Annotated in this window: 17 protein-coding genes; 9 read left to right on the forward strand and 8 right to left on the reverse strand. The window is 71.5% G+C overall.

What is annotated here, in order from left to right; all coding sequences use genetic code 11:
- Positions 1–7 precede the first annotated feature (7 nt).
- Positions 8–574: an XRE family transcriptional regulator gene (locus FED44_RS14755; protein WP_111700972.1), complete on the reverse strand. Its 567-nt coding sequence runs from the start codon at positions 572–574 to the stop codon at positions 8–10.
- A 74-nt stretch (positions 575–648) separates the two neighbouring features.
- Here FED44_RS14755 and FED44_RS14760 point away from each other — a divergent pair, with 74 nt between their 5' ends.
- Positions 649–1872, forward strand: coding sequence for a benzoate/H(+) symporter BenE family transporter (locus tag FED44_RS14760; RefSeq protein WP_138461029.1), 1224 nt, complete (start codon positions 649–651; stop codon positions 1870–1872).
- 1780 nt (positions 1873–3652) lie between these two features.
- Here the strand turns inward: FED44_RS14760 and FED44_RS37320 are convergent.
- Complete coding sequence (locus FED44_RS37320; protein WP_244301941.1) at positions 3653–4837, reverse strand: ATP-binding protein; 1185 nt, start codon at positions 4835–4837, stop codon at positions 3653–3655.
- A gap of 211 nt (positions 4838–5048) precedes the next feature.
- Between FED44_RS37320 and FED44_RS14770 the strand changes: the two genes are divergently transcribed.
- From FED44_RS14770 to FED44_RS14780, 3 genes are all read left to right on the forward strand, one after another.
- Positions 5049–5405, forward strand: coding sequence for a VOC family protein (locus tag FED44_RS14770; protein WP_138461030.1), 357 nt, complete (start codon positions 5049–5051; stop codon positions 5403–5405).
- Between the two features lie 77 nt (positions 5406–5482).
- Positions 5483–6094 (forward strand): VOC family protein, encoded by a 612-nt coding sequence (locus FED44_RS14775; protein WP_111700975.1) that lies wholly within the window; start codon positions 5483–5485, stop codon positions 6092–6094.
- 208 nt (positions 6095–6302) lie between these two features.
- Positions 6303–7961: a TIGR03767 family metallophosphoesterase gene (locus FED44_RS14780; protein ID WP_138461031.1), complete on the forward strand. Its 1659-nt coding sequence runs from the start codon at positions 6303–6305 to the stop codon at positions 7959–7961.
- Between the two features lie 51 nt (positions 7962–8012).
- Here FED44_RS14780 and FED44_RS14785 read toward each other — a convergent pair whose 3' ends face one another.
- The 3 genes from FED44_RS14785 to FED44_RS14795 form a co-directional block, all read right to left on the reverse strand.
- On the reverse strand, positions 8013–9791 hold the full coding sequence (locus FED44_RS14785; RefSeq protein ID WP_138461032.1) for a hypothetical protein: 1779 nt from the start codon (positions 9789–9791) through the stop codon (positions 8013–8015).
- Positions 9792–9894: 103 nt separating this feature from the next.
- Positions 9895–11244 (reverse strand): glycoside hydrolase family 30 protein, encoded by a 1350-nt coding sequence (locus tag FED44_RS14790; RefSeq protein ID WP_138461033.1) that lies wholly within the window; start codon positions 11242–11244, stop codon positions 9895–9897.
- Positions 11245–12127: 883 nt separating this feature from the next.
- Positions 12128–12904: an alpha/beta fold hydrolase gene (locus FED44_RS14795; protein ID WP_138461034.1), complete on the reverse strand. Its 777-nt coding sequence runs from the start codon at positions 12902–12904 to the stop codon at positions 12128–12130.
- 215 nt (positions 12905–13119) lie between these two features.
- On the opposite strand from FED44_RS14795, the gene FED44_RS14800 reads away from it, so the two are divergent.
- Together FED44_RS14800 and FED44_RS14805 are read left to right on the forward strand one after the other, a co-directional pair.
- On the forward strand, positions 13120–13617 hold the full coding sequence (locus tag FED44_RS14800; RefSeq protein WP_111700980.1) for a pyridoxamine 5'-phosphate oxidase family protein: 498 nt from the start codon (positions 13120–13122) through the stop codon (positions 13615–13617).
- Positions 13618–13777: 160 nt separating this feature from the next.
- Positions 13778–14422 (forward strand): DNA alkylation repair protein, encoded by a 645-nt coding sequence (locus FED44_RS14805; protein WP_208759015.1) that lies wholly within the window; start codon positions 13778–13780, stop codon positions 14420–14422.
- Between the two features lie 139 nt (positions 14423–14561).
- Here FED44_RS14805 and FED44_RS14810 read toward each other — a convergent pair whose 3' ends face one another.
- The gene (locus tag FED44_RS14810) at positions 14562–14924 is read right to left on the reverse strand and encodes an ArsR/SmtB family transcription factor (RefSeq protein ID WP_138461036.1); all 363 of its coding nucleotides are present in this window, start codon (positions 14922–14924) and stop codon (positions 14562–14564) included.
- A gap of 177 nt (positions 14925–15101) precedes the next feature.
- On the opposite strand from FED44_RS14810, the gene FED44_RS14815 reads away from it, so the two are divergent.
- The 3 genes from FED44_RS14815 to FED44_RS14825 are packed head-to-tail and all read left to right on the forward strand — an operon-like array spanning position 15102 to position 18329.
- Positions 15102–16172, forward strand: a complete 1071-nt coding sequence (locus FED44_RS14815; protein ID WP_138461037.1) for a type III polyketide synthase — start codon at positions 15102–15104, stop codon at positions 16170–16172.
- A gap of 48 nt (positions 16173–16220) precedes the next feature.
- Positions 16221–17057, forward strand: coding sequence for a sterol desaturase family protein (locus FED44_RS14820; protein ID WP_111700982.1), 837 nt, complete (start codon positions 16221–16223; stop codon positions 17055–17057).
- A gap of 39 nt (positions 17058–17096) precedes the next feature.
- Entirely contained in the window at positions 17097–18329 is a 1233-nt protein-coding gene (locus FED44_RS14825) for a beta-ketoacyl-[acyl-carrier-protein] synthase family protein (protein ID WP_111700983.1), read from the forward strand.
- 59 nt (positions 18330–18388) lie between these two features.
- On the opposite strand, the gene FED44_RS14830 is transcribed toward FED44_RS14825, so the two are convergent.
- Positions 18389–20650, reverse strand: coding sequence for a hypothetical protein (locus tag FED44_RS14830; RefSeq protein WP_138461038.1), 2262 nt, complete (start codon positions 20648–20650; stop codon positions 18389–18391).
- 73 nt (positions 20651–20723) lie between these two features.
- Positions 20724–22949, reverse strand: coding sequence for a peptidase associated/transthyretin-like domain-containing protein (locus FED44_RS14835; protein ID WP_138461039.1), 2226 nt, complete (start codon positions 22947–22949; stop codon positions 20724–20726).

A 22949-nucleotide genomic window follows, 5' to 3' on the forward strand; every position in this document is an offset into this window, starting at 1 on the left:
CGTTCGCTTATCGGAGAGGTGGGTCGTGGGGGGTGCGGATGAGGAGGATCGCGTGCGCCTCCTCGCCGCCGAGGGCCGCGTAGACATGGGGGACGTCCGCGGCCCACGAGATGTGCTCCCCCGCGGCGGCGGTCAGCGGCGCGGCGGCCGGGCCCGTCCTGACCGTCCCCCGGATGACCGAGAGGTGCTCGGTGACGCCGGGCGGGTGCGCGGGCGAGGTCTGCTCCACCCCGGCGAGTATCCGCAGCCGGAGCATCTCGTAGGTCGCGCCCGGCTCCCGGAACACCTCCAGCAGGGTGGAGACGACGGCCGCGCCCCGCACCGGCGAGGCCGCGCCGGCCGGAGCGCCGGGGTCCAGCGTCAGCGCGCTCATGGGGACCGACAACGCGCCCGCGATCGCGTACATCGTCTCCAGCGTGGGGTTGCGGGTCCCGTGCTCCAGCCCGGACACGGTGGCCTTGCCGACGCCGGCCCGGCGGGCGAGCTCCGACAGCGACAGCCCGCGTGCCTCCCGCAGCCCGCGCAGCCGCCGCCCGATGGCCGGGTCGAACCGGCTTGTCCCGTCTGCACCCACCTGGCTATGGTGACACCTGAAATCGTTCCGTAAACGGAACGCTCGTGGTTGTGGCCGGATTCCAGGGAGGAACGGTGCGGATCCTTCAGCCGGTGCTCGCCGGACTGGTCAGCGCCGTCGTCGGTTACGCCAGCTCGTTCTCCGTCGTCCTCGCCGGCCTTCAGGCCGTCGGGGCCGACTCGCGGCAGGCGGCCTCCGGCCTGCTCGCGCTGTGCGCGGGCATCGCCGTCGCCGCCGCGGTCCTCTCCGTCCGGTACCGGATGCCCATCGCGATCGCGTGGTCCACTCCGGGCGCCGCGCTGCTCGTTGCGACCGGGCAGGTCTCCGGCGGCTACCCGGCGGCGATCGGGGCCTTCGCCGTGTGCGGTGTCCTGACGGTGCTCGCCGGGCTGGTCCCGTGGCTGGCCCGCGGCGTCGCCGCGATCCCGGGCCCCATGGCGGCGGCCATGCTCGCCGGAGTCCTGCTCCCGCTGTGCACCGCCCCGCTCCGCGCGATGGTGGACGTCCCGCTGCTGGCGGGACCGGTCACCCTGACCTGGGCGGTGCTCATGCGGTACGCCCGGCGGTGGGCGGTCGCCGGGGCGCTGGTCGCGGCCGTGGCCGGCCTCGCGATCGGCGGCGCCGCGTTCCCGGCCGCGTCCCTGCGCCCCGAACCGGTGTTCACGATGCCCGCCGTGACCCTGCCGGCCCTCGTCGGCATCGCACTGCCGCTGTTCCTGGTGACGATGGCGGGACAGAACGTGCCCGGGGCGGCCGTTCTGTCGACCTACGGCTATCCGGTGCCGCTGCGCGGCGCACTGGTGACGACCGGTCTCGTCAGCACGGCCGCCGCGCCGTTCGGCGGGCACGCGGTCAACCTCGCCGCCATCACCGCCGCCCTGACCGCCGGACCCGACGCCCACCCCGACCCGGCCCGCCGCTGGACCGCCACCCTGGCCCTCGGCGCCGGGCAGCTCACCCTCGGGCTGGGCGCCGCCTTCGCCACCGCGCTCGTCGTGGCCTCACCGCCGGTCCTGGTCACCGCCGTGGCCGGGCTCGCGCTCCTCCCGGCCCTCGCCTCCTCGCTCGCCACCGCCTTCACCGGGCCGGACCGGCGGGAGGCGGCCGCGGTCACCTTCGTCGTCACCGCCTCGGCGACCTCCTTCGCGGGCATCGGATCGGCCTTCTGGGGACTGGTCGCCGGATCGCTCGCGCTCCTGCTCACCCGCCGCCGTACGGCACCGCGACCGGCCGAGCAGCCGGTGGCGCCGGCCGAGCCCGCGCCGCACGCGGAAACCGGGGCGGCGCGCCCGGCTTAGGTGACGGGCGTCCGGGGGATCGGGAATCGCCGGCGCAAGGCGCGCCGAGCCGGGCTCTCCGGCGCCGCGCCCGCCAGGTGCGGCGGCCGGGTACGGCCGCGAGGTCGTCATCGGCTCCGGGCAGGGGCCATCGGGGCGAAGCCGAGGCCGGTGAGCACGGCCTCGCCGCGCTCGGCATGGGGGCCTCCGGCGAGCACCATGGTCCGAGCGAACTGGTAGCGGCAGCCGGCGGCGTCGAACGCGTCCGCCGTGGCCAGCAGCGCCTCCCGGTCGCCGTCGAGCAGGGCTCCGGCCCGCTCCACGATGGCGCCGGCGACCGGGTTCCCGGCCACGACGGTGCGGGCCTCGGCCAGACGGTCGCGGGCGCCGGGGCTCCCGGCGAGCACGGCGGCCTCGGTGCGGAGCGCGACGTACCAGTGGTGCCAGATCCAGGTGACCCACTTCCACACCTGCCCGGCCTCCGGCGCCATCCGTTCCAGCGCCTCCGGCGCCCGCCCGCGGTGCAGCAGGAGCAACGCGTCGAAGACGGCCCCGTAGCCGTAGGTGCCCTCCGGCGGGGTGCCGAGCCGCTCCAGGACCTCCTGCCACTCGCGCCGGGCCCTCCGGTCGTCGCGCAGGCCATGGATCATCGCCACACCGGCCGCCGCCGGGCGGAGGATCGACAGGGCGGGGCTGCCTGCCCGCCGCCACGCGTCGAGGAACCGGACGCTGCCGGTGAGCACCTCGGCGACGTTGCCCGCCAGCGCGTCGACCATCAGCAGCCGGCATGTGGCGCGGTGACCGACCTCCGCCAGCGATGGATGGCCGGCCAGCCGGCGTGCCCATCGGCGGGCGCCCGGCACGTCCCCCGCGCCGAGGCCTGCCTCGGTGACCATGGCGAGCGCGTCGACCAGCTCGTGGGTGCCGGCCGGCGAGATCGGCAGGGACGACAGGAGCGCGATCCGGCGCCGGGCCGTGCCGGCGGCGGCGAACGTGTCCCCGGCCCAGCTCTGCGCGCCGATGAGCGCGTCGAGCGCGGCCGACTCGGCGAGCGGGTCGCCGGTCCGGCGGGCGAGGTCGACCGCGTGCTCGGCGCGCGCGATCGTCTCCGGCACCTCGTTCTCCGACGGGCCCTGGGCGGCGCCGAACGCGTCGGTGAGCACCCCCGCCTCGGCCAGCGCCACCGCGGCCCGCGCGGCCGGATCGTCGCCGGCGCGCTCCCGCGCCTCACGGACCAGCGCGAGCGCCTCCTCCCGGGGCGGGAGCCGCACGAACGTGGTCGAGAACCGGAACGCGACGGTGGCGGCGGTCGCCAGGTCGGCGGCGGCGCCGGCACTGTCGCCCGAGCCGCGGGCGGCGTCCGCGGCCGCGCGGCGCAGGCGGTACATGTCATCACCGATCGTCCGGCAGCCGGCCACGGCCGCGGCCTGCCGGAGCATCGACGCGCTGTCGGCGGGGTCGCCCGCGAGTTCGGCCGCCTGCTCGTAGCGCCGCTGGGACTCGCCGGTCAGGTGCCGGGTGAAGGTCAGCTCCGCCAGACGCCGGGCGAGCTCGTACGCGTCCGCGCGCCGCTCCGGCCGGCCGGCCGCCCACGCCAGGGCCGCGCGGAGGTCGTCGGCCACCAGGTCGAACCAGGCCCGCCAGTCCGCCCGTACGACCGTCAGGCTGGCGGCCTGGGCCAGGCACCAGCGCAGGTGCCGGGACCGGGCGTCGACCAGCTCACCGGCCTCGGCGAGCCGCTCCGTCCCGTACTGGCGGATGGTCTCCAACGCCCGGTATCCGGTCCCGGCCGGGGACGCGGTCACCACCAGCAGGCTCTGTTCGGCGAGCCGGGCCAGGCCGTCGGCGACGATTCCTTCATCGACCGTGCCCTCGTCGACCGTGCCCTCGTCGACCGGGCCCGTGCCGACCGGGCCTGGCCCGAACCTGACCACCTCCGCGGCCGCCACGGCGGTGAACGGCGCCGTGAACACCGACACCTGCCGGAGCAGCGCCCGGTCGGCCGGCTCCAGCAGGGCGTGGCTCCAGTCCAGCGCCGCCCGCACCGAGCGGTGCCGCTCATCGGCGCGGGAGCCGCCGGTGAGCATCCGCAGCGGTGGGACAGGGCCGCGGTGATGCCGTCGAGCCCGAGCGTGGGATACCGGGCGGCGGCCAGCTCGATCGCCAGCGCCATTCCGTCCAGCCGCGCGCAGATCGCGGCGATCTGGTCGCGCAGCGGAGGATCCAGCGGCCAGCCGACCGCCGCCGCCCGCTCCATGAACAACGCGACCGCGTCCGACTCGCCGTCGACGGCCAGTGACAGCGGCGGAACCGGATACACCCGCTCGAACGGCACCATCAGCCGGGCCCGGCTGGTCGCCAGCACCGTCATCCGAGGGCACGTCGCCAGCAACCGCTCGAGAAACAGCGCCACCCCGTCCGCCACGTGCTCGCAGTTGTCCAGCACCAGCAGCGCATGCCGGTCGGCCAGCGCGGCGACCACGGACTCGGTCATGTCGCGGCCGGGCTGCTCACCGAGACCGGCCGCCCCGGCGACCGCGGTCGCGATCATGCCCGGATCGGTGACCGGGACGAGGTCGACGAACCACGCCCCGTCGGAGTACTCGCCGACGGCCTCCCCGGCCACCGCCAGCGCGAGCCGGGTCTTGCCCACTCCCCCAGGGCCGACGGTGGTGACCTGCCGGTGCGCCCTGATCATCTCGGTCAGCTCGGCCCGCTCGCTCGCCCGGCCGACGAACGAGGTCAGCGGGGCCGGCAGGACCGGCGCCGGATGCGAAGAAGGAGCGGCGCCGGCCGCCTCGGGCGCACGCCGGGCGAGCGCCCGCCGATCCGGCACCCGCAGCTTGCGGAGCAGCGAGGAGACATGGCTCTCCACGGTCCGCACCGAGAGGCACAGCCGTGCCGCGATCTCGGCGTTGCTGAGATGGGCGCCGACCAGCTCCAGCACCTCGGCTTCCCGAGGCGAGATCTCCACTCCTGTACCCATTGGGCTCATTTTGGCGTATCCGCGCCGCGTCCCCATCCGCACCGTCCGCGATCCGCGCCGCCGATCCGTGCTCTCGATCCGTGCTCTCGATCCGTGCTCTCGATCCGTGGCCGGTTCCGTGGTCACCACGGATGCGGGCCCACCGGGCCGGGAGGAAGGCTGTGACCACGCAACCAGCGGGTCGACGCGACCCACCACCGAAGGAGTGACCATGACCGACGCCTCCCCCAACGTGATCAGGACCGTGCTGCACCCCGTGTCCGACCTGGCCAAGGCCAAGGCGGTGTACGCGGCCCTGCTCGGCATCCCGCCGCAGACCGAGTCGCCCTACTACGTCGGCTTCGACGTGGAGGGCCAGCACATCGGACTGGTGCCGGACGGCGGACCGCAGGGCATGACCTCGCCGGTGGCCTACTGGCACGTCCCGGACATCGAGGCGAAGCTGGCCGAGGTGGCCGCCGCGGGGGCCACCGTGAAGGAGGCCGCGCACGACGTGGGGGGCGGCCGCCTGGTGGCCACCGTCACCGACCCCGACGGCAACGTCCTCGGGCTCCTGCAGGACCGGTGAGCACCGGCCTTCCCCTGCCCCATCCGCGACCCGGCCGCCGCCACGACGCCGAACCCACCTCGCCTGAAGGACCCGTCATGACCTCTTTCACGTCCGTCACCCTCGAAGTTCCCGACCCCACGGCCGCCGGTGCCTTCTACGACGCCCTCGGTCTGGGCCCGTACGTGAACGTACGCGCCTCGGACGCGCCGGCGGACGGCTTCCGCGGGTTCGCGCTGTCGCTCGTGGCGTCCCAGCCGGGCGACGTCGACGCCCTCGTCGGCGCCGCCCTCGACGCCGGCGCCACGACGCTGAAGCCCGCCGCGAAGGGATTCTGGGGCTACGGCGGCGTCGTACGCGCCCCGGACGGGACGATCTGCAAGATCGCGACCTCGAACAAGAAGGACACCCGCCCCGCCGCCCGGCACGTCGACCAGGTCGCGCTCCTGCTGGGGGTGGCGGACGTCAAGGCCAGCAGGCGCTTCTACGCCGACCGCGGCCTGGCCGTGGCCAAGAGCTTCGGCGGCAGGTACGTCGAGTTCGACACCCCGGCGTCGGCGGTCACGCTGGCGCTCTACCCGCGCCGCGCCCTCGCCAAGGACACCGGCGTCTCCCAGGAGGGCACGGGATCACACCGGATCGTGATCGGCGGCGACGCCGGGCCCTTCACCGACCCGGACGGGTTCGTCTGGGAGGCCGCCTCCGCCTGAGGCGGGCGGCGGGCCCGCACAGCGCCCTTCTGAACGGCGGGAGAGCGGCAGACTTCCGGCCTGCTGCCGCCAGATGTCCGTATCACATACGGCCATATCTAGGCGTTATATGGCTGGACGGCGTTTCAGCCGCGTTAGGCCGGGAGTCATTCCGACTGTCAAACATCCCCAGTGGACGTTCGCCTCGACGCCACCACTGGGGAACATCATGGATCCCGCCCTCAGCCGCCGCGCTTTCCTCCTCGCCTCCGGAGCGACCGCCTCGGGCCTCGCGCTGGAGATCGCACTTCCCGCCGGCCCCGCCGCCGCCTCGGCCGTGACGCCCTCGGCCACGACCCCCATGACGACGGTCCGCACCGTCGCCAGACCACACGGCACCAGCGGTTACCGCAGGCTGTCCGACGGCCCGGGCTGGCGGCGGGTGACCCGCACCGAACTGGCCGACGCCAGGAAGGACAGGGCCGAACGCCGTACGGTGCTGGCCTGCTTCGTCCAGTTCACCGACCTGCACATCACCGACGCGCAGAATCCGCAGCGCTACGAGTTCCTGCGCGCCGGAGACCTGGGCTCCTGGCGCCCGCAGGAGGCGCTGACCGCCGTCGGCGCCGTCTCACTGATCGAGCAGATCAACGCCCTGGGGCACGGCCCGGCCACCCGGGCGCCGATCGGCTTCGTCATGACCACCGGTGACAACACCGACAACAACTCCCGGATCGAGATGGAGTGGTTCCTCACCGCCATGACCGGCGGCCGCTTCACTCCGAACACCGGCGACCCCGGCGCGTACGAGGGCGTGCAGAACTCCGGCCTCGGCCTCTACTGGCAGCCCGACTCGGGCCTGCGCGACGTCGACAAGCGGGTGGGGTTCCCTCATCTGGACGGCTTCCTGAAGGCGGCCATCCGCGAGGTGAGCAGCCCGGGCCTGGCCATACCGTGGTATTCCACCATCGGCAACCACGACCAGCTCTTCGGCGGCGCCTATTCCTCGGCCGGCGGTTTCTTCGCCGACCTGGCCACCGGCTCGCGCAAGCTGTTCTCCCTCCCCGCCTCCGAGGCCGGCGCCGTCTACCAGGCGCTGCGCCGGGGCGACCCCACGGGGGCCCGCTTCCGCGCCGCGTGGAAGCGCTACCGGGGCAAGACCCGCACGGTCACCGCCGACGAGCGCCGCGCCCCGCTGAGCCCGCACGCCTACATCGCCGCCCACCTCGACCCGGCGTACACCGGCTCGGGGCCCGCCGGCCACGGCTACACCCGCGACAACCTCGACAGCGGCCGGCTGGACTACTCCTTCCGGATCGCCGACGGGGTCGTCGGCATCAGCCTGGACACCACCGACCGCGGCGGCGACTACCGCGGATCGGTCGGCACCCGGCAGCTCGCCTGGCTGGAGCGGACCCTGAAGACCCACGCCGACGACATCGCGCTGATCTTCAGTCACCACCCGAGCTGGGCCATGACGAACCTCACCCCCAACCCCGCCAGGCCCGGCGAGAAGCGCCACAGCGGGCAGGAACTGCTGGCGGTGCTGAGGAAGCACGGCAACGTGGCCGCCTGGATCAACGGCCACTCCCACCTCAACAAGATCGTTCCGCATGGCGGGCTCTGGGAGATCTCCACCGCCTCCCACGTCGACTACCCCCAACTGGCGAGGGTCGTCGAACTGGCCGACAACCACGACGGGACGCTGTCGCTGTTCACCACGCTGGTGGAGTCGGCCGCGCCGCACCGCACCGACTTCACCGACCTGTCCCAGAGCGGCCTCGCCGCGCTCTACCGGGAGCTCTCGTTCAACTCCCCCGGCATCCGGAGCGGGCTGGCGGGCCTGCCCGGCGACCGCAACACCGAGCTTCTGCTGAAGAAGCGCTGACCGTGCGTGTGCGGGCGTACACCGGACGGGCCTGCGTGCGCCCCGCACCGCTCACGGCCTCAGCTTGAGCCTCTTCCTCGACGCGCCCGGGAACACGACGATTAGGTGCTCCTCTCCCAGCTCGCCGACCCGCACGTGGACACGGACCCGGTAGCGGCCCTTCCCCGCGATCGCCAGGTTCGGCATCGGGGCGCCCGCGCCCACCTCTCCGCCCTCGCCCATCTCCGGCACGATGAGCCGGCCGCTGCGGCTGACGACCGGCACCTCGTCGACCTGATCCCACCCGGCCGTCCGCCGTGGCGGCGGGGTGCGGAAGGCCTTCACCGTGAGGCACAGATCGGCGACGTCCTCGACGTGCCCGACGAGCACCGCGCTGCCGGCCACCCCGATGAGGGCGCTGTCGTCGAAGGACTTGTCCGTCGCCCGCTCCGCCGCCTCGTCGGCCGCTTCGTCCTGCGGGTCGTAGACCAGGTAGCCGGGATCGCCGTCGGCGAACAGGAAGTAGTTGGCGGTGGCCTGGACGACGCCCTTCGTCCGGGGCCACGGGTCGCGGCACTCGGCGTTCCGCTCGGCGACGTAGGCGTCGTTCGCCGCCTTCGTCTCGGCGGTCGACCGCAGCAGCTCGGGATGGGTCGCGCCGACGATCTCCGGGCAGACGTAGACGAGGTCCCACGGGTCCGCGCCCCAGGCGGGCCGCGCGCTCCCGGCCCGGGTCAGGATCGCCTCCTGTTCCTCGCGGTCCTTCGTGCGGCACAGCGCCCGCCCGTACGCGAGGACCTGCTGGTCGGACAGGCTGTCCGGGAACATGGGCGGGACTCCGCCGTCCGTGTTCCGCGCCCGGCACAGGAACGCGGCGTCGCGTTCCGCGGGTTTCAGGTCCCCAAAGCTGGGCCGGTCATAGCAGTTCGCCGACCAGCCGGTGTAGGCGAAGTGCGGGGTCTGCTCCGGGTGGATCATCGCGATGACCGGCAGCAGGGCCACGGCCGCCGCCGCGACGCGGATCACGCGCCGCCGTGCGGGCGGCAGGTCCGCCGGGCGGCCCTCGGTGGGCAGTTCACGGGCGGTCGCCGCGATCCACACGGTGCTGACGAGCCCCAGCGCGTCCATCAGGACCGGTATCGCCAGATCGCCGCCGCTGGGAATCATCGCGAAGCGGACGTTGAGCGGGATCACCAGCACGTAGACGCCCACCGACACCCACCCGGCGGCCTGCGTGCCGCGGCTCCACCGGCCGTCGCGCCGCTGCCCGACGAGCGTGATGAGGGTCGCCGCCACTCCGCCCAGCATCAGGCACAGTCCGACGACGCCGCCCGAGCCGAGCTCCGGGAGGTCGAGTTCGTCGAGCAGGTCGTCGGCCATCCCGGCCAGCTCGACCGCGAAGATCGCTCCGGCCGCCGCGCGCAGCACGCGGGACCGCCAGCGGATGACGAGCAGGTAGAGGACGTCGATCGCGGCCCACAGCGCGAGCTGGAATGCCGCGTCGACCGCGTCGGGGAGCAGCGCGATCGGAAACCACAGCACGAGGGCGTACGCCACCGCCAGATACAGCAGCAGGCGCAGCGCCCTCGCCCGGCGGTCCAGGAGTCCCGGCGCGGGGGCACGCAGGATCAGCCACAGGAGCGCGGCCTTCACCAGGGCGGCCACGACCAGCGCCACGACCGTCGCGGTGCCGAACCCGCCGCGCGCGTAGAACCCCGCGAAGGCCGGCGGCGACCATTCGACGGCCACCCAGAGCCAGGCGTCGCCCAGCACCAGGCCCGCGGCCGCCGCCGCGAGGACCAGGCCCGCCGATCCGATCCTGATGATCCGCCAGAGACTGTCCGGAAGCACGGAACGCGATCTTAGTGCGGCACCGCCGTACGGGCGGGCACGGCGGAATCAGCCGTCCCGCCGATCAAACTCCGTGATCTTCGCGCGCCAGGGGCGGGACCGCTCAGCCCAGGACGATCGTCGTCAGGGCGCGCGGCGCGATCGTCACGCCCTTGCCCCGCAGGGGGATGGGGGCCACCGCGTTGTCCTGGTCGGTCAGGTAGGCCCTGGCCCGGCCGTGGCCCTTGATCCTTTCCCAGGTGACGGGTTCCGTACCCGTGTTGAGGATCTCGACGACCCGGGAACCGTCGGCGTTGCGGAACGCGGAGACCTTCAGGCCGGGGTCGGAGGCCGTCGCCCCGAGCCGCACCGCGCCGGGCCTGATGAACCTGCTGTAGGCGGCCATCGCCCACAGCCTCCGGGACACCTGATAGGTCTGCGTCGTGGTGTCGATGCGGATGAACGCCCTGGTGGCACCGCTCGAAGCGCCCAGCCAGTACACGTAGGCGGAGGCGCCGCCGAGCGTGAGCGCGTCGTTGACGGCCTGCGCGACCGTCATGCCGTCCTGGCCGCTGCCGTCGTCCCACTGCTCGTCCCACGTGCTGCCGCCGGGGCCCCACTCCGACATCCACGTGTGGCGGTCCGTCGGCAGCGGGGAGGTCGGGGGACTGGCGTAGGAGTGGCCGGTGTGCACCCTCACCCAGCGGGCGGCCTCGGGGTCGGCCTCGATCGCCTCCGTGTACGCCTTGGCCTGGTCCCAGCCGAAGGAGTCGCAGCACGCCACCTTCACGCCCGCGGCCCCGGCCACCGGGCCGAGCACCTTGACGAACCGGGCGGCCTCCTCGGGGGTGAAGCGCATGGACTCGTAGCCGGCCGTCCAGTCGGGCTCGTTCGTGAAGCCCAGGTCGGTGATCCTGACGCCTTCCCGCGCGTAGAACTTCGTGTACTGCACGAGGTAGTTCGCGTAAGCCTGCTGCCACTCCGGCAGCAGCTTGCCGCCGTTCCTCGCGTCGCCGTTGTCCTTCATGTAGCCGGGCGCGCTCCAGGCGTCGGCGAAGAAGCGCCTCACGCCGTACCTCTGGGCGGCCTTGGCCATCCAGACCTGGCTGTTGTCGTCGCCGTCCCAGACGTACTTGGGCGGCGCCGTCGGGCCGCCCGGGTCCTCCGGCTGGATCGAGATCATCTGGTCGTACGGGCTGCCCGCCGGCCGCGCTCCGATGCCGAGCCGGAGAATGCTGAGCCCGGCACCCTTCTGGCGGCTGAACCACAGATCGAGGATCTCCTGCTGCTTGTCCTCCGGCAGGGCCTTGATCAGCTCGTTCCGCCGGAACGCGGTGGAGACCCCGAACCCGTCGATCTTCTGGTACTTCACGCTGTCGTTGATGTCGATGGTGACCGGCGACGCGGCCGCCGGCTGCGCCTGCCCGATCAGCGGAACGGCGAGCAGTGCGGCCGCGAGGACGTGTTTACGCATGGCTACTCCGGTGGCGAGGGGGTTTCCGCGCCTGCACAGGCACCTCGGAATCTGGGCAGGGCCGGCGTCATGCGGCCGCGGCGCGGTTGCGGAACGGTCGGTGGGGGCTCGTGCCGAGGGCGACTCCGACGTGTGCGGGACGAACTCCTCTATGGCAAAACAGTCCCGGAACACTCACAGAAATAGCACGCCGAAACGCGTGACTCAATATGTCAGGCCGGATTCCCGAAAATTTCGGCGTAATTCGTCACGGAGAGGAGCGCCGACCATTGCCGGCAGGGGGACGGCAGGGGCGGTGTGGCGTTCGGCTCGCGGTCCGAGCCTCCCCGCCGACCTAGGACGGGCGGGACGCACGCGTCGGGGAAACCGACCCTCTGGTTCAACACCCCTGCTCAACGGCTTGGTTGCGGTGTCGCGGGGGCGCGCCTCAGGGTGGTGTCACACTGACCGCGGCACTCCTGATGCTTGACACGTATCTGTAACCTGTCTACACTTCTGAACAGAAACTATCGAATCATCTTCGAAATTTTTCGACGAAATTAGCCGGACGCGAATTTCCGGAAACCGTGTGACGAAAGGCCACGCGGCCCTTTTCGCCCTCGCGCGGAATAACACCCGCGGCTTACTACGGCAGCCGCCATTTCCTGGCTGACCAGGACATTTGCTCGGTCGAGGCGGGCACGGCGATGGAACCCGCGAGAACGTGCCTGGTGGCGGCGTCGCCAGTGGTGAAGTTGGAGGCGACCCGCAGCACGTACGCCTGGCCGCGACCTTCCAGGAACGCGCGCGGACCAGTGCAGCCGCCGTACACCTCATCGCCGCAGAGGAGACCGTCCGCGCTGCTTACGCGATGCTCGCGTGGTCGGAGTAGCCAACAGCACGATCACCCACCGTCGAGAAAGGCGGTGGTCGCCCGTGTGGCGCGCGGGTCCAAGAGCGTTGTCATGTGGCCTCGGCCACGGAGCAGGAGGAGCCGAGCGTTCGGGATGCCGCGTGCGGTCGCTTCGACGAGCGCGGGTGGGACGAGGGAATCCCGGGTGCCACCCACGACGAGCGTGGGTGCGGTGATCTCGCCCAGCCGTGCCGTCACATCCCACTCTTGAACGGCTTCGATGAGGGCGACCTCACCGGGGGCTCGCTGTTGGCCGGCGCCGAGCGCGTACATGGCCGCGACGACCACGCGCAGGGGTCCGTGTGCGACCAGGCCGCTGCTGATCCAGGCGGCGGACTTCCCCCGGCGTTCCATCTCGACGCTCCGTAGCAGGTCATGTCGTCCGCGGTCGCTGACGCGGCTCGCGGCGACGGAGATGACCAGGCGGTGTACGACTTCGGGGTGGTCCATCGCGAGTTGGAGCGCGGTGACGCCTCCACCGGAGCTACCCATGACGTCGACCGGTTTGCCGAACCGCTCCTGCAGTGCGATGGCGTGCCATCCGGCCAATCGGGCAATGGTCGTGCCGGAAGGCATGTCGATGGGACGGTTGATCAGGTGGACCGTGCGGCCAGATCCGAGCGCGACGGCGCGGGCCGACCGGGCCATGGTTCGCGGGACCCCTTGGGACAGGTCGGCACCCGGACCGAGGCCGGCCAGGAAGACCAGGGGTGCGCCGTTCCCGGTAGCCGCCACGGACAGTCCGTCGTTCAGGCGTTCGCCCCGCATCCGGCCTCCGCCCGTGCTCAGTCGCGTTGTCGCAGACCGAAATCCTAGCCAGCAACGCCGCCACCAGGCACGTTCCCGCCGGTTCCATCGCCGTACCCGCCTCGACCGAGCTGCAGCCGGAAAAATTCGGGAACTCGGAGGCCAGCGGATGTCGAGAACGCTACGGCGGCTCCGTCCCTGGCTCGGATCACGACAACGACCCTGGAGGGACCGCTATGCGAGCGAACGAGATCGCCGAGATTCTGGACCGGCCGATCAGCCGAGAGCTGCTGGCACGCGACGTGACGCGGCTGGCGTACGTGGCCAAGGACGGCACGCCCCGGAACGTCCCGATCGCGTTCACCTGGAACGGCTCGCAGATCGTCATGTGCACCACGAAGAACGCCCCTAAGCTCCCGGCTCTGCGCGAGAACCCGATGGTCGCCCTGACGATCGACACCGAGGTGCATCCGCCCAGGATCCTGCTGATCCGCGGCCGGGCCGAGCTGGACGTCGTCGACGGCATCCCGGACGAGTACCTCCAGATGAACGGCTCGTACGAGATGACGCCCGAGCAGCGCGTCGCGTGGGAGGCAGAGGTCCGCTCGCTCTACGACGGCATGGTCCGGATCGTGGTGACCCCGACCTGGGCGAAGCTGATCGACTTCGAGACGACCCTGCCGAGCGCGGTCGAGGAACTGGTCCGGCAGCGAGCAGAGCGGGAGCGCGCCTGAACACGGTCTTCGACGACGCCACGGACGCCGTCAGCGGTGGTGGCCTGTTTCGAGAAGACTGAGCCGAATGTGCGAGTGCTCGTAGGCTGCTCTCGCACGTGACGGACAGGAGGCTGAGGTGGCCGGAACGACCCCGACCGAGACGACGCTGCCCGCGGTGATGACCGAGCTGGCCGAGCTCGAGGACCCGAGAGCGCGCGAGGTGAACGAGAGACACGGCGACGATCACGGTGTGAACCTCGGCAAGCTGCGCGCGCTCGCGAAGCGGCTGAAGACGCAGCAGGAACTCGCGTGCCGGCTCTGGGAGACGGATGACACCGCGGCGCGGCTGCTGGCGATCCTGATCTGCCGTCCGAAGGCGTTCGAGCGTGACCAGCTGGACGTCATGCTGCGCGAGGCGCGTGCCCCCAAGGTGCACGACTGGCTCGTGAACTACGTGGTGAAGAAGAACCCGCACTCCGAAGAGCTGCGCCTGGCCTGGTCCGCCGATCCGGATCCCGTGGTCGCGAGTGCCGGCTGGGCGCTGACCACCGAACGCGTGACGAAGAAGCCCGAGGGCCTCGACCTCGCAGGGCTGCTCGACGTCATCGAGGCGGAGATGAAGAACGCCCCGGATCGCCTGCAGTGGGCGATGAACCACTGTCTGGCGCAGATCGGGATCGAGCACGCCGAGCACCGCGCCCGGGCGATCGACATCGGCGAGCGACTGGAGGTGCTCAAGGACTACCCGACTCCCCCGGGCTGCACCTCTCCGTACGCGCCGATCTGGATCACCGAACTCGTACGCCGGCAGCACGAGAAATAGGAAGGTCCCACTCACACCCGCGCCGCCTGATACTCCAGCCGTAGATGACGATCTCGCGCGTGGGCTGGTGGCAGAGATGCCCGATAAACAGGTCTGCCGTGGCTGAAGTCACCCGTTCTGGTTGCCGCAGGAACGATCGTCAGGCGATCAGCCCCGGGCGGCGACCTTCGAGCAGCGCGGTGCCGAGGTCGGTGATGGTGTGGATCACCGCCTGTCCGAGGCGCCGGCTTTGCACGAGGCCTGCCTCGCGCAGTGTGGTCGCCTGGCGGCTGGCGGTCGATCCGGGGATGCCGAGCCGCAGGGCGAGCTCTCCCGTGGTGCAGTCGCCGCGGGCGATGGCCTCAAGGACATGGGCGCGGGTCAGGCCGAGCAGCCGCGTCAGGGCGGGACGTCCGTCGAGAGCCTCGCGGTCGAGGAGCTGGTCCGGCGGCGGGCCGAACGTGAGCGCGCCTGAACACGGTCCCGACGTTCCCCATTGACAATCGATCCCGCGCGGGCGCATCTTGTCAGTGACAAGTTCAGTTCATCGAGGTGAGAAGGAAGGGCCTGGCCACCCCTTGCCGGTCTGAGCCTCATTCGGACGGTCGCGGCGAACAACGCCCGTCTCCGAATGCGCGGTGATTTCCGATGTCGGCCTCTCATTCGTGACACACCGTCGCCAGTCAACCGGGAAGCTCACATGACCCGAATCGCCGCTGTCCGCGGTGCCCTTCCCCCACACCGTTACCCGCAGTCGGAGATCACCGACGCGTTCGCGCAGGTGTGCCTTCCGCGGGGAGGCAGCCGCAGGCTGCTCGACCGGCTGCACGCCTCCGCCCGGGTCGAGCACCGCAGCCTCGTGCTGCCTCTGGAGCGGTACGTCAAGCTCGACGGCTTCGGGGCGGCCAACGACAGGTTCATCGAGGCGGCCGTCGACCTCGGGGCCGAAGTGCTGAGCGATGCGCTCGACGCCGCCGGGCTGACACCGGGCGACGTCGACATGATCATGTTCACGACGGCGACCGGGATCGCCCTGCCCTCGGTCGAAGCGAGGGTGGCGAACCGGCTCGGGATGCGTCCCGACGCCAAGCGGATGCCGATGTTCGGCCTCGCCTGCCTCGGCGGAGTCTCGGGTATCGCACGCCTGCACGACTACCTGCGCGGATGGCCGGACCACGTCGCCGTGCTCCTCTCAGTGGAACTGTGCTCCCTCACCGTGCAGCGGGAGGACCCCTCCCCGGCCAACCTCGTCGCCAGCGGCCTCTTCGGGGACGGCGCCGCCGCGGTCGTGGCCTGCGGGCCCGGCAGAACGGACACGGACGCGCGGCGCGCACCCGGTCCGACCGTCGTCGCCAGCCGCAGCCGCCTCTACCCGGACTCCGAGCAGGTGATGGCCTGGAACGTCTCCGACAGCGGCTTCCGCATCGTGCTCGACCCCGGCATTCCCGGCATCGTGCGTGCCCACCTCAGGGAGGACGTGCACCGCTTCCTGAGCGACCACGGCCTGTCGGCGCGGGACGTGACCGCCTGGGTGTGCCACGCGGGCGGCCCGAAGATCCTCCAGGCGGTCGCGGAGACTCTCGGCCTTCCCGACGGCGCCCTCGACCTCACCTGGCGGTCCCTGGCGGAGGCGGGAAACCTCTCGTCCTCATCCGTGCTCCACGTCCTGAGAGACACCCTGGCCCTGCGGCCCCCGGAGCCGGGCACGCCGGGGTTGCTCATCGCGCTGGGTCCCGGCTTCTCGTCCGAACTCGTCCTCGTGCGCTGGTAGCGCGTGGCCGCCTCCACGTCGGCGTTCTCATCGCACCGGTAGGTATGAGTGGTCACCACGGTCATGTACGCGATCCCGGCCTTCCTCCTGCTCGTAGTGGCCGAGGCGGTGTCGTACCGGTTCCTGCCCGGCGACGACGAGCGCGGCTACGACATCCGCGACACGGCGACGAGCATGTTCATGGGACTGGTCAACCAGCTGATCGACTTTCCCTGGCACATCCTGGCCGTCCTCGCCTACGCGGGCCTGTACGAGGTGGCGCCCCGGCACCTCTCCGCCGCTTCGGGGTGGACGTGGGTGCTGCTGTTCTTCGCCGAGGATCTGACCTACTACTGGTTCCACCGGTCGCACCACCGAATCCGCCTCCTGTGGGCCAGCCACGTGGTCCACCACTCCAGCCGGTACTTCAACCTGTCGACCGCGCTGCGGCAGAGCTGGACGACCCCGATGACCTCCCTGCCTTTCTGGCTCCCCCTGGCGCTGCTGGGCGTCCCGCCCTGGATGATCTTCCTGCAGAAGTCGGTGAGCCTGCTCTACCAGTTCTTCCTGCACACCGAGCGGGTGGACAGGCTGTGGGCGCCCGTCGAAGCGGTCTTCAACACGCCCTCCCACCACCGCGTGCACCACGGCTCGAACGACGTCTATCTGGACCGCAACTACGGCGGGATCCTCATCGTGTGGGACCGCCTCTTCGGCACCTTCAGGTCCGAGGGCCGGCGAGTCGTCTACGGGCTCACGGAGGACGTCGAGAGTCACAACCCCATTCGGGTGGCCTTCGGCGAGTTCGCGCGTCTGTGGCGGGACGTCCGTACGGCGGACCACTGGCGCGACCGTCTCGGGCACCTCTTCGGCCCGCCCGGCTGGATTCCGGAGAAGCGAGGCTGACATGCACCTCCTTGGATCGAGTGGGAAGAAGGCGGCGAGTTGAGCGAGGAGCGGCCGCGTGTCGTCGTCACCGGGCTCGGCGCGGTGACGCCGCTCGGCGCGGATGTGGCGTCGACATGGTCGGCACTCCTTGAGGGGCGGTCGGGCATCCGTGCGCTCACCGAGGACTGGGCCGGCTCCGTCCCGGTGAGGATCGCCGGTGTGGCGGCCGTCGATCCCGCCGGGCTGCTCTCCGCGTCCGAGGCCAGGAGACTGGACCGCGGCGAGCAGCTCGCCCTGGTCGCCGCCCGCGAGGCCTGGCGGGACGCGGGCGCCCCGGAGGTCGACCCGGCGCGGCTCGGCGTCGTCGTCGGCAGCGGCGTCGGCGGCATCACCACGATCCTGTCGGCGTACGAGACGGTCAGGGAGAGGGGATGGCGGACGCTGTCGCCCTTCACTGTGCCCATGCTCATGCCGAACGGCGCGGCCGGGTGGATCGGGATCGAACTCGGCGCCCAGGCCGGCGTGCACGCCACGGTCAGCGCCTGTTCCTCCGGCGCGGAGTCCGTGGGTTACGCGATCGCGATGATCAGGGAGGGCCGCGCCGACGTGGTCGTCGCGGGCGGCACCGAGGCGGCCATCCATCCGATGAGCTTGAGCGCGTTCGCCGCCATGCGGGCCGTGTCGACCCGCAATCACGAACCGCAGCGGGCGTCCCGGCCGTTCGACAGGGGCCGTGACGGGTTCGTCCTCGGCGAGGGCGCGGGCATCGTCGTGCTGGAGTCGGAGAAGCACGCGCGGGCACGCGGCGCGAGGACCTACGCCGTGGCCGCCGGAGCGGGCTACTCCGCCGACGCCCACCACATCGCGCAGCCCGAGCCCACCGGTGCGGGTGTCCGGCTCGCCCTGCGGCGCGCGCTGGAGGGCGCCGGCCTGACCGGCGCCGACGTGCGGCACATCAACGCCCACGCCACCTCGACTCCGGCCGGCGACGTCGTCGAGACGGTCGCGATCAAGGAGACGATCGGGACGCATCCGCTGGTGACCGCGACCAAGTCGATGACCGGTCATCTGCTGGGAGGCGCGGGCGCCGTCGAGTCCATCTTCACGGTGCTGGCGCTGCACGAACGCGTCGTCCCTGCGACCATCAACCTGGACGAACCGGACGACGGCGTGGAGGTGGACGTCGTCCGCGGGCAGCCGCGCCCCCTGCCCGGCGGGCAGATCGCCGGGCTCAACCACTCCTTCGGGTTCGGCGGTCACAATGTCGCCGTGGTGTTCACGACCCTCTGACCCCACGGGTCGCCGCCGGAGACCCCGTGTTCCCGGCGGTCCCCGGCGGCCGGGCCTCGTCAGGAACGGGCCAGCCTGAAGCGCCCGCTCCCGCTCTTCTGTATCACGATCACGGCATGGGCGCCGGTCACGCCCGGCGTGACGGTGAGGCGTTCGGCCGCGCTCGGTCCCTTGGTGAAGGCGCCTTTCGCGTCGGCTCTCGGCCTCGCCCACCTGGTGGCACTGGGCGCCATCACGAAGACGTCAAGGTCCTGACCGTCCAGCGGGGTGACGGTGAACGTCACCGGGACGCCGGCCGTGAGGTCCGCCGTGCGGATCTCGACGACGTCGGCCGACTCCATGGACAGCTCGGTGGAACTTCCCGGCGCGAGCGGCCCCTCCGACTCGGCGAACTCGACGAGGTAGGAATCCCCGGCGGAGAGCGTCGACACGCGGGGCAGGTGGGTCCTCGGACCGGACGTGGCGTCGACCGCGATGAAGTCCGGCTGATCGCTGCGGGGCATCCAGCTCGAGATCACGTCCCCGCCGGTCGCCCCGGCGGCCTTGTACAGGGAAAGGCTGGTGTCGTTGGCCGGGTCGCCCACGTGGAGCGCGGCCACCACAGACCAAGTGGGCCGTGTTGTGGTGAAGGAGAAGTCGCCGCCCCAGAAACTCGGACGGTTGAGCTCGACCCTGTCCAGCAGGGGTTCGTAGAACACGTCGTCTACGGTGTTCTGGAAGAGGGCGGCCAGCACGTTGGACTTCCCTCCCGCCGTCGGCACCGCGGGCAGCAGGGCGTTCTTGAACTCGCCCACGGTGTTCGGCTTGCTCGCCCGGACAACCGAGACGATCTTCTCCGGTCCCTCGGAGGACAGGTCCCAGTAGATCTCGTTCCTCGGGTCGCCGTCGGCGAGGTCCATCAACGCGCCGGCCACCCGGCCCTCGATGTCGGGCCCGATCGACCCCTCCCAGCCGGGGCTGCCCCACGTGGGGCTCTCCAGCTCGACCGGCGGGTCCAGCGGTCCCCAGCAGTAGCGGGTGTCCCCGTAGGTCTGGGCCGCCAGCCAGTCGGCCCACCCTTCCGTCCAGGCGCACCCCTCTGAACTCGCGCTCAGGATGAAGTGCGAGTTGCACGAGGGAGTCGGCGGATACGCATCCGAGTAGACGTAATCCATGATGAAGTGGCCGAGTTCATGGGACACCGTCATCTTTTCGAGCTGCTCGGTCGCGCTCAGGTGGATGGTGTCGTCCGGGAGCGTGTAGTGAGCGTCCGCGATCGTGACGTCGGGGGCCCACAGAATCACCGCCTGGCGGCAGGGTGCCGCGCCGGCGACCCAGCAGCCGCCAGGGTTCCCGGCCCAGCCCGTGTACGCCTTCCAGGTGGCGTGCGCGGCCGTGAAGATCCGGAACGCGCCCTCGTCCGTGCTGCCGGGCGGGGAGAGGTAGTTGACGATTTCTCTTCCGCCCTGCTCGACATCCGCGACGACCGGCGTCTGGAACGTGTAAAGGCCCCTGGTCCTCGGATCCTCGACCGACCAGTAGTCGCTGAAGGACAGCCCCTTCACGTAGACGTCCTGACCACCGCTCTCGTCGCCGTCGCTCCCGTCGAAGCACAGCTCGTAGTCGCCCTGGTCGTCGGTCTCGCCTCTGGCGAGCAGGTCGTCGCCGCCCTCGGCGTCCCGGTCGAACGCCTGCAGCCTGAGCCGGGGCACACCCTGGAAGGGGCCCTCCGCCGTCACGTGGCTGACCCTGCCCTGCACACAGGTGTCGGCCTCCGCCGCGTCCACCGCCGCGTCCACCGCCGCGTCCTCTGTCGTGGGCGGAGGGGTGGCGGTCGCGGGCCGCGCCATGCCGAAGAAGGACCTCTCCTCGCCGACGGTGACGTAGGCCAGCGCCTCGTTGCCCGGCCCTGGCCGCCCGTCGGAGACGTGGACGTTGACCGCGGCCGGGCCTGGCTCGGTGGCCGTCACCGTGCCGACGTACGTCACCCGCTCGTTCCTCCGCATCGGGCCGGTACGGCTCGCGCGGTCCAGCCTGCTGCGCCCGATCGTCGCGGGGCCACGGCTCGTTCCGTCGGGCGGGCGCACCCAGCGCAGGTTCCCGGGCAGGTCCGTCACGACCCGCACGTCCGCCGCCTTCTCCCTGGATGAGACCGTGACGGTCAGCGTGGCGGTCTCCCCCACGGCGGGGGCCCGGTCGAGGGCCGCGGTGACGGCGAAGCAGGTGCCGGGCACGCACCGCTCCGCCGCTGCGCCTCCGGGCCCGGTCTCCGCCCGGGCCGCCACCGCTCCGATGGAAAGGCCGGTGACCAGCAGTACCACCGCCGGCAGACGACGTGTCATCGACGCGTTCCCTTCTCAGCCCGGACAGGCCACGGGCGAGTCGACATGTTTTGATCCCCGGTGCGGTTGGGGATCAGGTGCGGGTCAGGGTGAGGTCTCCGTCGCCGCTCTTCTTGACCACGATGACCGCGTAGACGCCGGGCACCTTCGGGTCCGCGATGGTGATCCGTTCGGCCTTCCCCGGCCCGCCGGTCGAGGAGCGGCGGGCCGCGGAGCGCGCGAGCCCCCACGCCGTGGAGTTCGGAGCCATCACATAGAGGTCGATGTCCTGCCCGTTCTGGGGCGTGACGGTGAACGTCACGAACGCGCCCAGATCGATCGGAGTCGTACGGATCTCCACCAACTGGTCGGCGGGCATCGTGAATGTCTGGGGGGTTCCCCTCTCCAGGTCGCCCGGGGGCGCCACTGCACTTTGCAGCACGTACTCACGGAGATCGACACCGGAGCTCACCCGGCTCGCGAAGATCTGGTCGACGAGGGTGGGCTGCACGGCGACAAAATCCGGATCCGGGCCGAGCCCCTGCGAACTCCTGACCGTCGAACCCCCTTCGAAGGGGTTCACCTCAAGGGTGACGTCTCCGCTGCCCGCCCCGGAGGTGGCCGCGGCCACCACCGACCATCTGCCCGTGGTGGAGGAGAAGAGCGACTGCAGCGGGACGTTGGCGGGCCGGCGCACCGTCGTGCGGTCGTCGAGGTCCTCCGTTCGGCTGCCGCGGATCGTGTTCTGGAACGCCACGGACTCCGCGAGGGCCTGGTCCTCCGGCTTCAGCCCGGCGAGGAACTGGGCGAAGGTGTCCGCGGGCGCCTTCCTGAAGGCCGCCACGACCCCGTGGGTTCCTATACTTCCGGTGTCCCAGATCTCCTCATGATTGTCGGCCAGGTCGAGGAGAGCGGCGGTCACCCGGCCCTCGACATCGGGTCCGTCGTCCCAGCCCGCGCTGAACCACGTCGGGCTCTCGACGTCGACCGTGCCGTCGGTGGCTTTCCACCGTATGTGCGTGCCTCCGTAAGTCTGGACGGAGATCCAGTGGGCCCATCCCTCGACCCACGCGCAGGACTCGGTCGACCGGCTGGTCACGTAGTGCACGGAGCAGGCAGGATCTCTCGGTGGCAGGTGACCGTAGGTGTAGTCCATGATGAAATGACCCAGCTCATGGGCGACCGTCATCTTCTCCAGGCCGACCGACGCGTCCAGATCGATCTGGAAACGGCAGGGGTCGAAAGAGCAGTAGCTCGACGTGACGACCCTGGTAGGCGCCCATTTGAAGGTCACCGTCCGGCAGACCGCCTCGCCGGATTTCCAGCAGTCGTTATCCGGCTGCTGGAGTTGCCTGACGTAGAAGTTCCACGTGTCGTGGGCGGCCGCCATGATCCGAAGCAGGTCCTCTACCGGAGTTCCGGGCGGGGCCGTGACGTCGACGGTCCTGTCATCGCCCGGGGGAATGTCCTTGTGTACCGAGCCATTGGCCCAATAGACGTTGTCGTTGTCCGTCGGATCCACGATCCGCCAGTAGCGCCCCTCCGTGAGCACTTGGACGTCGACGTCCTGCCCAGTCCCGTTCTCTTCGGTGCCGGTGAAGCAGATTCTGTAGTTCCCGGCGTCGTCGGTCAGGGTCGCCCCGAGTTTGTCGTATTCGGCGCCGCCGGCGTCGACATCCCACGCTTCTACGAGTGTCGAGGGTGTCCCCCGGACAACACCGTCCAGCGTGACGTGCGTGACGTGCCCGTGCACGCAGGTGTCGCCGACCAGGGACGCCGTCTGCACCAAGGGTTGCGTCCGCGTGTGCGGCTTGGCCGAGCCCGGGGGCATCCCGAATATCGACGACTCGGCGCCGACGGTGAGGTGGACGAGTCCCTCGCTGCCCGGACCGGGCCGTCCGTCCCGGGCCTGCACGCGGATCGAGGCGGGGCCGGGCGCGACCGCCGTGACCACCCCCTCGTACCGCACCCGCTCGCCCTTCCGGGCCCGTTCCGTACGGCTCGCGCGGTCCACCCGGCTGCGGCCGATCGTCGCCGCCCTGCGGTCGAGCCCGGCGGGCGGGCGCACCCAGCGCAGCGTCTCGGGCAACTCGATGGTCGTCGTGGCGTCCGGCAGGTCCTCCTTCGCGGTGACCTCCACCGTGAGCGTCGCGGTCTGTCCCACGGCAGGGGCGCGGTCCAGCCTGACGCTGACCGTGAAGCAGTCCCCGGGATCACACGAGGGTGTCCTCGCGGGGGCCGCGTGGGCCGGGGCCGCGACGAGTCCCGCCGCGGCCAGGGCGGTGGCGGCCAGGGCGGCCGCCGTCAGTCGGCGTAACAT

Source organism: Microbispora triticiradicis (assembly GCF_005864065.1).
Classification (GTDB): Bacteria; Actinomycetota; Actinomycetes; order Streptosporangiales; family Streptosporangiaceae; genus Microbispora; species Microbispora triticiradicis.

Bases quoted from the DNA above. Each gene is read 5' to 3' on its own strand.
- FED44_RS14770 (WP_138461030.1), top strand. From the start codon at position 5,049: ATGACCGACGCCTCCCCCAACGTGATCAGGACCGTGCTGCACCCCGTG.
- FED44_RS14800 (WP_111700980.1), top strand. From the start codon at position 13,120: ATGCGAGCGAACGAGATCGCCGAGATTCTGGACCGGCCGATCAGCCGA.
- FED44_RS37320 (WP_244301941.1), bottom strand. From the start codon at position 4,837: ATGGGTACAGGAGTGGAGATCTCGCCTCGGGAAGCCGAGGTGCTGGAG.
- FED44_RS14795 (WP_138461034.1), bottom strand. From the start codon at position 12,904: ATGCGGGGCGAACGCCTGAACGACGGACTGTCCGTGGCGGCTACCGGG.
- FED44_RS14775 (WP_111700975.1), top strand. From the start codon at position 5,483: ATGACCTCTTTCACGTCCGTCACCCTCGAAGTTCCCGACCCCACGGCC.
- FED44_RS14780 (WP_138461031.1), top strand. From the start codon at position 6,303: ATGGATCCCGCCCTCAGCCGCCGCGCTTTCCTCCTCGCCTCCGGAGCG.
- FED44_RS14815 (WP_138461037.1), top strand. From the start codon at position 15,102: ATGACCCGAATCGCCGCTGTCCGCGGTGCCCTTCCCCCACACCGTTAC.
- FED44_RS14835 (WP_138461039.1), bottom strand. From the start codon at position 22,949: ATGTTACGCCGACTGACGGCGGCCGCCCTGGCCGCCACCGCCCTGGCC.
- FED44_RS14790 (WP_138461033.1), bottom strand. From the start codon at position 11,244: ATGCGTAAACACGTCCTCGCGGCCGCACTGCTCGCCGTTCCGCTGATC.
- FED44_RS14830 (WP_138461038.1), bottom strand. From the start codon at position 20,650: ATGACACGTCGTCTGCCGGCGGTGGTACTGCTGGTCACCGGCCTTTCC.
- FED44_RS14805 (WP_208759015.1), top strand. From the start codon at position 13,778: ATGACCGAGCTGGCCGAGCTCGAGGACCCGAGAGCGCGCGAGGTGAAC.
- FED44_RS14810 (WP_138461036.1), bottom strand. From the start codon at position 14,924: ATGCGCCCGCGCGGGATCGATTGTCAATGGGGAACGTCGGGACCGTGT.